7 protein-coding genes are annotated in these 11,947 nt (G+C 59.5%); 6 read left to right on the plus strand and 1 reads right to left on the minus strand.

Going from position 1 to position 11,947, the window contains the following annotated elements; translation table 11 throughout:
* The first annotated feature begins 37 nt into the window (after positions 1-37).
* The gene (locus tag AC1EJ1_RS00070) at positions 38-4,486 is read left to right on the plus strand and encodes a lamin tail domain-containing protein (RefSeq protein WP_480295137.1); all 4,449 of its coding nucleotides are present in this window, start codon (positions 38-40) and stop codon (positions 4,484-4,486) included.
* A gap of 57 nt (positions 4,487-4,543) precedes the next feature.
* On the opposite strand, the gene coaE is transcribed toward AC1EJ1_RS00070, so the two are convergent.
* On the minus strand, positions 4,544-5,236 hold the full coding sequence (gene coaE, locus AC1EJ1_RS00075; protein ID WP_480295138.1) for a dephospho-CoA kinase: 693 nt from the start codon (positions 5,234-5,236) through the stop codon (positions 4,544-4,546).
* Positions 5,237-5,570: 334 nt separating this feature from the next.
* Between coaE and AC1EJ1_RS00080 the strand changes: the two genes are divergently transcribed.
* The 5 genes from AC1EJ1_RS00080 to AC1EJ1_RS00100 all read left to right on the plus strand — a co-directional run bounded on the left by AC1EJ1_RS00080 (position 5,571) and on the right by AC1EJ1_RS00100 (position 11,944).
* Complete coding sequence (locus tag AC1EJ1_RS00080; RefSeq protein WP_480295139.1) at positions 5,571-7,187, plus strand: peptide ABC transporter substrate-binding protein; 1,617 nt, start codon at positions 5,571-5,573, stop codon at positions 7,185-7,187.
* A 394-nt stretch (positions 7,188-7,581) separates the two neighbouring features.
* A complete protein-coding gene (locus AC1EJ1_RS00085; RefSeq protein ID WP_058237538.1) occupies positions 7,582-8,508 on the plus strand; it encodes an ABC transporter permease in 927 nt (308 codons plus the stop codon).
* Positions 8,501-9,475: an ABC transporter permease gene (locus AC1EJ1_RS00090; protein WP_058237537.1), complete on the plus strand. Its 975-nt coding sequence runs from the start codon at positions 8,501-8,503 to the stop codon at positions 9,473-9,475. The genes AC1EJ1_RS00085 and AC1EJ1_RS00090 overlap by 8 nt, the downstream gene beginning before the upstream one ends.
* 191 nt (positions 9,476-9,666) lie before the next feature.
* The gene (locus tag AC1EJ1_RS00095; protein WP_058237928.1) at positions 9,667-11,400 is read left to right on the plus strand and encodes a dipeptide ABC transporter ATP-binding protein; all 1,734 of its coding nucleotides are present in this window, start codon (positions 9,667-9,669) and stop codon (positions 11,398-11,400) included.
* Positions 11,401-11,536: 136 nt separating this feature from the next.
* Positions 11,537-11,944 carry an acetylxylan esterase gene (locus AC1EJ1_RS00100; RefSeq protein ID WP_480295140.1) on the plus strand — a complete coding sequence of 136 codons (408 nt, stop codon included), beginning with the start codon at positions 11,537-11,539 and terminating at the stop codon, positions 11,942-11,944.
* The last annotated feature ends 3 nt before the right edge of the window (positions 11,945-11,947 follow it).

The following is an 11,947-nucleotide window of genomic DNA, read 5'->3' on the forward strand; positions in this document are numbered from 1 at the left end:
TCATAGTGATTTTTGCTGACTGATGGAGTACATACACATGTTTTCAGTTCGACCTCGCGCCCTCATTATGGGAGTGGCGGCAGCTCTGATGATGACGAGCGCGTGGAGCGGTGGCCCGGCACAGGCTGAGGCCACCGTTCCGCCGATCATGATCACGGAGATTGCGCCCGACAATACCGGCTCTGACGAATACGAATACTTCGAAATCCACAACACGACGAATGCGGCGATCAACCTTGCTGAACAGAAGTACTCTTTCGCTTACACTTACGCCGATTCCGATGACCGCTCTCAGGACAGACAACTGACGGTTGACGACGCCAACCTGACCCTCAGTCCAGGCGAAACAATCATTATGTGGCTGTCCTACACGGCGAAGAACCTCGATTCCTTTGCGCGCACGGACGCAGATTTTCGCACCAACTGGTCCATGAGCAACACCGCCAGAATTGTGCGCGTCACCGGCCAGGCAGGTATGGCCAACAAAGGTGAACGCGGAATCCGGGTGCTCAAAGACGGGCAGACCGAATCGTGGTCGTATTACCCGGCCGGATCCGTCGGAGCCAACAAAGTCGCAGAATTCGCCGTATCAGACGCCCAGTCGATGACGTTGCTGGCGTCGCAGGCCACGGCAACACCCGGCACTGTCCGCGACGAGCAGTTCGTCCGCACCTCTCAGCCGGATCCCGGCGACCAGTCAGGTCAGCCAGACCCCGATGACCCCACGTCCGCACAGGACGCACCTGACACGGCAGCACCTCTGATGATCACCGAACTCGTACCCGACACAGATAACGTCTCCGGCTCAGATGGCTTTGAGTTCATTGAGATTGCCAACACCACCGACCAGCCCATCGACTTTTCCAACTACACGCTGAGCTACCTGTACCCCGATTCGAAGAGCTCGGCACTGTGGCCCTCCACCCCTGACAACGTCGTGATCCAGCCCGGAAAAACCCTGGTGTTCTGGATCAGGAACGGCAACAACAATGATCTGGGCGCAGCCGATTTCAACAAGCAGTGGGGTACGTCGCTGACTATGGGCCAGGACCTGGTGGAAATCTACTCAGGTGGCATGGCCAATGGTGGCGCTCGCGGCATGCAGATCCAGACGAATACCGGCACGGTCATTAACCGGGCCTACTACAACATGAACGGCAAAGAGGTCGAATACAACAAGGGATTCCATTTCTGCGTGAACATGGACGACCTCACCACACAGGGCCGCATTGGCACTCACCCGGCATCGCCGGGCACACTGATGGCTGCCCAGCTCCCCAGGCCCCTGGTCGCGCTGGCCGCAGACACACAGGAACCGGCGCTGACAGATGCCACCCCATCCACAGTTCGCGCCGACCAGCCACTGGCATTCGACTTCACCATCATGGACAACACCAGCGTCAAGACGGTGACACTGAACATGAAGTCAAGCGCCGATCAAGATTCGCGCGCGATCAACTTGACACATGACAGCGAAGACGTCACGCACTTCACCTTCGAGGTGCCTGCCGCTGACATGACCGGCAAACGCTGGTTCGACTACACGCTGACCTACACGGACGGAACCTTCACCAAAACCACCGCTCCCGTACGAGTTGCCATCCAGGGAGCAGCCACTGACCCCTTGCGTATCAACCACGCCGACAATGACTGGGTGTCCGGCACCACCGACCTGATTGCGGCGACCGATGCCCCCTCGTCAATCACGATGACGATCGATGGCACGAACGTGCTGACGGAAGCCTCACTGGAAGGTGAGCCGGTCTTCGCCTTCGAAGCCACGCAGACTGACACGTTCTTCCGCAACGGCGTGCTGGCCCCCAATGGCGACATCCTGACGATTTTCGATGAGGGTACCTACAGCGAGATCACGACCATTTCAACGCCCGTGCCCCTGGTCTACATGGACGGACAGACCGTAACCGCCTCGATCTACGCGGGTACCAAAGCCAAACCCGGGATCGACGAGAACGAAAACAACGACGATTTCGATGTGCGTGCATTGCGACTGATCCTGCCGGACGGACGCACGCTCACCCCACGCGGATACTCCGATGCCACACAATGGCTGCGCATGGGCGATTCCACAGGCAAGCACGATTTCTTTGACGCGACGTTCGACATTCCTAACGACGCGTTCACCGGCGCTCGCCACGCGTGGGACACCACGACAGCAATAGACGGCACGCACACTATCACCGCGCAGGCAACAGTGGACGGCACCCAGCACAACGTCACACGCGTCCTGCGGGTCGACAACACGGCTCCGGTCATCGAGACACACATTGACGAGGGCGCCCTGCTCCAGGGTGACATCACCGTCAATCCCACCGCCACTGACAGTGGGATTGGACTGGATTCACTCAGCGCAACACTCGACGGCAAGGACATCACCCTTCCGCTGACCACCTCGTCGACGTCATTGCCGGCCGGCAACCATGAACTGACCGTCATTGCCGTCGACAAACTGGGGAACTCCGCAACTGTCACCACCCACTTCACGACGCCCGTGGAAGACCCCACGGTTGCAACCTTCACTCCTGGTGACGGTGCCCGTGTGGAAGCCGGCGATGTGGTACTGAGCGCCCACGTGGATGATGAAGCAGGCGACCAGGTCACCGCAAAATTCTACGAAGGTGAACGCGTGGACAACAGCACCATTCGCACCGCCTCCGGAACAGTGAATGACGCTGCCCAAGCTGAGCGTGAGTCAGCTCGTCCGCTCACCAGTGACGAGATCGAGCAGCTTGCCCAAGATGATGACGTGGTCAAACAGGTCACCTCAGATGATGCCTTCCCGTACGAACTGTTCGAGATTCCTGTCAGCGACAGCGACGCTGGCGCCACGGTGCGTGTGCACTGGTCCGGACAGGCTGAACGGAACGCTCAGGTGTCGATGCGCGTGCGCGCCGCTGATGGATCCTGGGATGAGGTCGACCGCCACATCACTGGCACAGGCACGGATTCGGCCAACACGCGCGCCGCGTCTGCAGCAGATGGTGCGTACGAAAAGTTTGACCTGGACGCCCTCGTCAAGACAGATACGTATGCGCATGATGGTGTGATTACCGTGCTGATCCAGCATTCCGACGGGTGGGCCGGGAAGAACCTGACGACGCGTGAGTCCACCGTGACTCCCGCGCATGCCGACGACGAGGCGCGCTCCACGTACGATTTCACGCTCGCCTGGGAATCGGACACGCAGTACTACAACGAGCGCGACGACTACTACCCACATCAGCTCGCCATCCACCAGTACCTGCTGGATCAGCGGGCCAACATGAATATCCAGTACCTGTTCCACACAGGTGACATTATCGACGACTTCGACCAGCAGCATCAGTGGGACCGTGCCAATCCGGCGTATCGTACGCTCGATGAGGCGGGATTCCCTTATGGCGTTCTGGCAGGAAATCACGATGTTGGCCACCTTGCCAACGACTACTCGGAGTATTCGAAGAACTTCGGTGAGGCACGCTTCGCTGCTAACCCGTGGTACGGCGGCTCATATGAGGACAACCGCGGACACTTCGATCTGTTCTCCGCCGGAGGTATCGACTTCATTGCCGTCTACCAGGGCTGGGGACCAGGGGACGCGGAAATTGAATGGATGAATCAGGTGCTGGCCGCTCACCCGGACCGTATTGCAATCATCGACCTGCATGAATTCATGCTGACCACCGGTGGGCTCGGTCCGATCCCTCAGCGCATCCTTGATGAGGTCGTTGCCACGAACCCGAATGTGCGGATGGTGATGTCGGGGCACTACCACGATGCGTTCACTCGCACGGACAGCTTCGATGACGACGGGGATGGGGTAGCGGAGCGCACCGTGACATCGATGCTCTTCGACTACCAGGCACTTCCCGAGGGTGGCCAGGGCTACCTGCGCTTGCTGCATTTCGACAACGATGGCCAGCGCATGATGGTACGCACGTATTCACCTTCCCTGCAGCGCTACAATTCCGATGATCAGGGGCTGTTGGGCAGCTCCGACAATCCGTATGAGTACCAGCATTTCGATGTCTCATATGCGCAGCTGGGAATCACACCTTCACAGCGCGTGCTCAGCACGGACACCTTCTCCGCGGACGTGCTGTCCACCCGACTCATTGGGACTGCCGGGGGTGTTACCACACCTGGCACTGCCAGTGCGACGTGGAAAGATGTGCCGGTGGGGACACATAGCTGGTACGTGGTGGTCAGCGATGTCAATGGTGGTGAAGTGATCTCACCGGTATTGACGTTCACAGCGGTGCCTGTCGGTGAGCCGACCGAGCCGGGAAATCAGCCGACCGAGCCGGGAACTGATCAGAACCACGGCCACGGTCAATCAGCGCAACCAGGTGCATCGCCAAACGTATCGGCGGGAGGGCGTCACCTGTCAGCCACCGGCGCTGATGGCGGTCTGCTTGCAGCGGTCAGCGTGATCGGCATGTTGGGTGCCGTGATGGTGGCGACGCGACGACGCCGTCATACGCACTGACAGATAAGGATCTGGTCAGGCTCCCCACACTGCCATCTGGTGGCGTGGGGAGCCTGCTTATGACAGCAGTGGTGTCAGCCAGTCGTCGATGAGTCGGTCGACCACCTGATTGAGGTCAGCGACCGTGCCCGTGTTCGCGATCCACACATCGCTCACCGCCCGTCGCTCAGCCTCACTTGCCTGAGAATCGATGCGCTCGCGGGCATCGTCAGCTGTCAGACCACGGCTCACGAGGCGCTCGACTCGAATCTGCACCGGAGCATCCACCATGATGACGACGTCAAAGGTGGATGCCAGGCCACCCTCGACCAGCAGAGGAACGTCGTAGACAGCGAAGGTGCCGGGCGGTGCGCTGGCGAGTATGCGCGCCGACTCGCGAGCAATACGGGGATGAGTGAATGCCTCCAGGCGGGTGCGCCGCGCCGGATCAGAAAAAACGAGCTGTGCCAGCGCCGGACGATTCAACGAGCCGTCGGCGTTGAGGATGTCCGTGCCGAACGCCTGCGCGATGTTGTGCAGCGCGGGTGAACCGGGTGCGACGATCTCCCTGGCAATCTGGTCGGCATCTGCGACGGTGGCATGGTGGCGGGCAAAAATGTCCGCCACCGCCGACTTACCGGAACCGATTCCGCCGCTGATGCCGATACGTAGTGCGTCAGGCGGTTGCGTGATGCGACGCTCCGGTGTGCGGAGTGCCGTCGCGTGTGCCTCTCCGCACGTGATGACGTGACCTGCAGCGCTGGGTTTCATGCACTCAAGGGTAGTCACAAATCAATTGGTGACGGTCCTATGGCGAAGTCTTGACCAAAGTGTGTGAAGTCAGACACAATTAGTTGAGGCAAAGATGAGGGTTTGTCTCAAAGTGACGCGACGACACCACGTGAGCTTTCGGCTTGTTTCCAATGATGAAGACGAGTTCTTGATCATTTCGTGATAATTCGTGACCAAATTGTAGCTTCCACATGGTGAACTCTCAACGCTTTGAGGCAGATTGATCGATAGTGTCTGTGACATCTGGCATCCGTGTCCTGTGTATGTGACACAGCGGCCCAGAAGCACCTGCATAAAAATCAGGAGGCATCCCATGAGGATTAAGAGAACATGGCTGGCGGTTCCGGCCGCCCTCGCCCTTGCACTGACCGCATGCGGCGGCGGCAGCGGCGACCAATCAGGAAACGGTGGTGAAAGCGGTGCCGCAGCATCAGGTGGCATTGTCGAGGTCAACGGATCTGAACCTCAGAACCCGCTGATCCCTGCGAACACGAACGAAACGGGCGGTGGCCGTCTTCTTGACGTGCTGTTCGCCGGACTGACTTACTACGATGAGACAGGCGCAAGCCACATGGAAATGGCCGAGTCCATCGAAACTGACGACCATCAGACCTACACCGTCAAACTGAAGGAAGGCCTGAAGTTCTCTGACGGCTCCGATCTGAAGGCCAAGAACTTCGTTGAGGCATGGAAGCTCGGTGCAAAAGAGGCCATGCTCTCCGCTTACTTCTTCGCACCCATCGAAGGTGCCGATGAGGAAGGCAACGGCGATCTGACCGGCCTCGAGGTCGTGGACGACACCACCTTCACCATCAAGCTCAAGCAGCCAGAAGCTGACTTCGAACAGCGTCTGGGCTACTCGGCTTTCTACCCGCTGCCCGATTCAACGCTTGCTGATCCGGAAGCCGGCGGCGAGAACCCGGTCGGCAACGGCCCCTACATGGCCGACGGTGAAGGCGCATGGGTTCACAACGAAGGCTTCTCACTGGTCCCGAACCCCGAGTACAAGGGTGAGCGTGTGCCGCAGAACGGCGGACTCCACTTCACCTTCTACGCCAAGCAGGATGCGGCCTACCAGGACCTCGTGGGCAACAACCTCGACGTGCTGGACGCCATCCCTGAAAACGCATTCCAGACCTACGAAAGCGAGCTCAACGGGCGCTCGGTGAACCAGCCTGCTGCTATCTTCCAGGCATTCACCATTCCGAACGACCTTGAGCACTTCACCGGTGAAGAAGGCAAGCTGCGTCGCCAGGCGATCTCCTACGCGATCAACCGTGAAGAAGTCACCGAGAAGATCTTCTCCGGTACCCGCACCCCTGCCAAGGACTTCACCTCACCAGTCGTTGACGGCTTCAACGACTCGATCCCCGGCAGCGAGGTTCTGACCTACGATGCCGACAAGGCGAAGGAACTGTGGGCACAGGCTGAGGCCATCGCTCCGTTCGAAGGCAAGTTCACCATTGCTTACAACTCTGACGGCGGTCACCAAGGCTGGGTTGACGCAACGGTCAACTCCATCAAGAACACCCTCGGAATCGAAGCGGAAGGCAACCCCTACCCGGACTTCAAGTCACTGCGTGACGACGTCACCAACGGCGCCATCAAGGGAGCCATGCGAGCCGGATGGCAGGCTGACTACCCCGGTAAGTACAACTTCCTGGCACCGATTTACGCCACCGGCGCAAGTGCGAACGACGGCAATTACTCGAACCCTGCATTCGATGAACTGCTGTCCAAGTCCTCGGGCGCAAGCTCGCTGGAAGAGTCCAACAAGCTGCTGGATCAGGCCCAGGAGATCCTCTTCCAGGATCTGCCGGCAATCCCGCTGTGGTACTCGAACGTGGTCGGCGGCTGGTCGGAGAACGTGGACAACGTGAAATTCGACTGGCACAGCGTTCCGATGTACTACCTGATCACCAAGCAGTGATCTGCTCCGTATAGATCAGCACTACATAGTTCTGTGGCGACCAGGAATGCCCTGTTCGCCACAGAACTATGTTCACGTCCAACCGAGTGACCTGCACAAACATGTCTCTGATGTGATGGGTCATACAGTGCAAAAGTGACACGAATGTCGCTCAAGAGTCGACTCGGCTCCCAAGACTAAAAGAATTAGTGATACGCTCACCAAGCGAAGCTTGCATATTTTGGCGTGAAGTTTGCACGATGTTGAACATTCGACGTTGGCAGGTCTCACGGCAAAAGGTGAGTGGCCGAAACGATCGCGAGGCGTCAGCTCCGTGATCCTGTAGCACACATGCACGCGATTCTGAGCAATCAGAGGGGCGAGCATGTCCTGTCCACCCCGAAGGAAATACCCAATGTCCCGATATATCGGACGACGGCTCCTCCAGATCATCCCGGTCTTCTTCGGAGCCACGTTCCTGATTTTCGCAATGGTGTACCTGATGCCTGGTGATCCCGTTGCCGCCCTGGGAGGCGACCGTGGCCTCAACCCGGAAGTACAGGCGCGTATCCGTGCGGAATACAACCTCGACAAGCCTTTGTACATGCAGTACCTGCTGTACCTCAAAGGCGTCTTCACTCTCGATTTTGGAACCACCTTCTCGGGTCGTCCAGTTGCCGAAGTAATGGCGGGAGCCTTCCCCATCACCATCAAGCTTGCAGTGATGGCGCTGCTTTTCGAAGCGATCCTCGGTGTGGGTTTCGGTGTCATCGCCGGCATGCGTCGTGGCGGCTTCTTCGACTCAACGGTTCTGGTTCTGTCACTCGTGGTCATCTCGGTACCGACCTTCGTTATCGGCTTCGTACTCCAGTTCCTGGTCGGCGTAAAATGGGGCATTCTGCCGCCCACGGTGGGCAGTAAAACCACGATCACCAATCTTTTGATGCCAGCGATAGTGCTGGGCGCTCAATCGCTGGCTTATGTCTTGCGATTGACGCGCCAGTCAGTGTCTGAGCACACCGCGGCCGACTTCGTGCGCACTGCGCGGGCAAAAGGCCTGTCGAACGGACAGGTCATGCGCCGCCACATTCTGCGCAACTCACTGATCCCCGTCGTGACTTTCCTCGGCGGTGACCTCGGCGCCCTCATGGGTGGCGCCATCATCACAGAAGGCATTTTCAACATCAACGGTGTAGGCGGCACGCTGTGGCAGGCAGTCATCAAGGGCGAGCCGGCAACGGTGGTGTCCTTCACGACTGTGCTCGTGCTTGTCTACATCATCGCGAACCTGATCGTTGACCTTCTGTACGCCTGGCTCGACCCGAGGATCCGCTATGAGTGAGAATCTGATTCCTTCCGCGTCCATTGAGCGCACTCGCCATGGACAGCAGCACTACGTCTCTGAAATTGACGAGACCGGCCTGGGTGCCGTCGACGCCGTAGCTGACGATTCAGCACCCTCATCCATGTGGGGTGAAGCGTGGAAACAGCTGCGCAAGCGCCCCATGTTCTGGGTGGCAGCCATCATCATCTTCATCGCGCTCCTCATGGCCTTCGTGCCGCAGCTGTTCACCTCACAGGACCCGCGTTTTTGCGAACTGGGCAATTCACTTGAACCAGCCGGTCCCGGGCACCCCTTCGGCTTCGAACGACAGGGCTGCGATATCTACGCGCGCGTCATCTACGGTGCTCGCGCCTCAGTGACGGTCGGTGTCTTCACGACCATCGCCGTCGTCCTGATCGGCGGATCGCTGGGCGCCCTCGCCGGATACCTCGGTGGCTGGGTTGACGCTGTGATCTCCCGCATTATCGACATCTTCTTCGCGGTTCCGCTGCTCCTTGCCGCAATCGTGTTCATGCAGATGTTCCGCGACAACCGCAATGTGTGGATGGTCGTCCTGGTGCTGGCATGCTTCGGGTGGACGCAGATTGCGCGCATCACTCGCGGCGCCGTCATGTCCACCAAGAACGAGGAATTCGTGACGGCAGCGCGCGCGACCGGCGCATCGAGCTGGCATATCGTGGTCAGCCACATCCTGCCGAACGCAATGGCACCGGTGATCGTCTACGCAACCGTGGCACTGGGAACATTCATCGTTGCCGAAGCCTCCCTGTCATTCATGGGTATCGGTCTACCGTCGTCCGTGGTGTCCTGGGGCGGCGACATTTCGATGGCACAAGCATCCCTGCGCGTTCAGCCCATGGTTCTGTTCTACCCGGCTATCGCGCTGGCACTGACCGTTTTGAGCTTCATCATGATGGGCGACGCCGTGCGTGACGCCCTCGATCCGAAGGCGCGTAAGAAGTGACAACTCCACGTAATCCAGATCTGACACCTGACCCCGACGACCCCACGTTCGCCGCGTCGCGACCGGTCACACCCAACCCGGCCAGTTCCGACTCGGGTGACAACCGCTTTATGCCCGACGTTGACGAGGGTGACTCGACCGACGCTGAGCTGACAGACGAACGCCTCGAAAAGCTGGTTACCCGCACTGTCATGTCCGATGCGCCAGAAGTGGTCAATGAGCATTCACGAGACCAAGGCGACATCCACCCAGATGACGCTGAACCGCTGCTCAAGCTCAAAGACCTTGAAGTCACGTTCACCACGTCCACCGGCAAAGTTCCCGCCGTGCGCGGAGTCAACCTGACGATCTACCCCGGCCAGACCGTGGCAATTGTGGGTGAGTCCGGTTCCGGCAAGTCAACGACTGCCTCTGCGATCATCGGCCTGCTGCCCGGCACCGGTGAAGTCACAGGCGGAAGCATTGAATTTGACGGCAAGGACACCACGCATCTGTCCACTAAAGAGTGGGTGAAGCTGCGTGGATCCGGTATTGGTCTGGTCCCACAGGACCCGATGACGAACCTCAACCCTGTGACCCGTATCGGCAAGCAGGTCGGTGAGGCTCTGCGGGCCAACAACGTGGTCCCCACCTCGCAGGTGGGTCAGCGCGTGGCAGACCTGCTTGAAGAGGCCGGACTTGCCGGTGGCGGCAAGAGGACCAAGCAGTTCCCACACGAATTTTCCGGCGGTATGCGCCAGCGCGTCCTGATCGCGATCGGTCTGGCTGCCCGCCCGAAGCTGCTCATTGCCGACGAACCGACCTCCGCGTTGGATGTGACAGTTCAGCGCCGCATCCTTGACCACCTGGGCACAATGACTCGTGAGCTGGGCACAGCCGTCCTGTTCATTACTCACGACCTTGGCCTGGCGGCTGAACGCGCCGAGCAGCTGGTTGTCATGCACCGCGGACGCATCGTGGAATCCGGCCCTGCGCTGGAGATCCTGCAGCACCCGCAGCATCCGTACACGAAGCGACTGGTGTCGGCGGCCCCCTCGCTCGCATCGGCACGTATCGAGTCCGCCCACGCCCGCGGCGTGAAAGTGACGGACGAAGAACTCACCGGTACAGGAGCAGGTGCGTCCTCCACCGAGGAGATCGTGCGCGTCGAACATCTGACGAAAGTCTTTGACGTGCGCGGTGCGCGCGGCGAAGCCAAGGAACTGCGCGCCGTTGACGACGTCACGTTCGGATTGCGCAAGGGCACAACCCTGGCATTGGTGGGTGAATCCGGTTCCGGTAAGTCTACTGTGGCCAACATGGTGCTCAACTTGCTCACTCCCACCGAAGGCAAGGTGTTCTTCAAAGGGCAGGACACGTCGCAATTCTCATCCAAAGAGCTGTTTGAGTTGCGCCGCAAGCTCCAGGTTGTCTTCCAGAATCCCTATGGGTCACTGGACCCGATGTACTCGATCTTCCGCATTATCGAGGAACCACTGAAGGTTCACAAGATCGGAAACAAGAAGGAGCGCATCGCACGGGCCCAGGAACTGCTTGACCTGGTCGCTCTGCCGCGCTCGGTCATGCGGCGCTATCCGAACGAACTGTCCGGTGGGCAGCGTCAGCGCGTCGCCGTGGCTCGCGCCCTGGCACTGAAGCCTGAAGTGATTGTGCTGGACGAGGCTGTCTCTGCCCTCGACGTGCTGGTGCAGAACCAAATCCTGCACCTGCTCAATGACCTGCAGGCACAGTTCTCGCTGTCCTACCTGTTCATCACGCACGACCTGGCGGTGGTGCGTCAGATCGCTGATGACGTGGTGGTGATGGAGCACGGCAAGCTCGTCGAGGCGGCACCGTCCGACGAACTGTTCGATCACCCCAAGCAGGACTACACGCGCGAGCTGATCGACGCAGTGCCGGGACGAGCCATCCAGCTCAACCTGTAGGAACCCCTCAGCGACAAACTTTGTCGGCAAGTGTCAGCGCCGCATAGCGACGCCTGGACCGGATCATCACTGCCGGAGGAAGCCAGGGCGGCCTCCCAATTGCAGCGACCGCACTGAACCACCGGGTTTCACAGCCATGCCGGACGTGCCGTTCCTGTGCCACTTGGAACGCGCCGTGGGCATGACGGGACAGGAACCCTACGAGGAAATTTCCCGCTACCTGTCGATCATGCGCCACAAGGTGGCCACGGTGTTCACCACGCTGTCCTACTTCGACGCAGTGAACCTGGCGAAGAGAGTCACTGCCGACACGCCGGCTCTGTTTTCAACAGAGGAGATGGATATGACCTGCCCACCTTCGACCGTGTTTGCGGCGCGCAACTGGTGGGGCAGGACTGATGCATCGCAGACCGGGGACGCCCCCGAAATCGTCGTCTACCCCTTCAATCAGCACGAAGGTGGACAAATGGTGAAGGGGGGCAAGCAGCTCACGTGGCTGCGCGCACTGCTCGACGAGTCATCGTCACCGAGCTCGCCACGCTAGCCG

It is taken from the genome of Pauljensenia sp. C0170B4 (genome assembly GCF_056590235.1).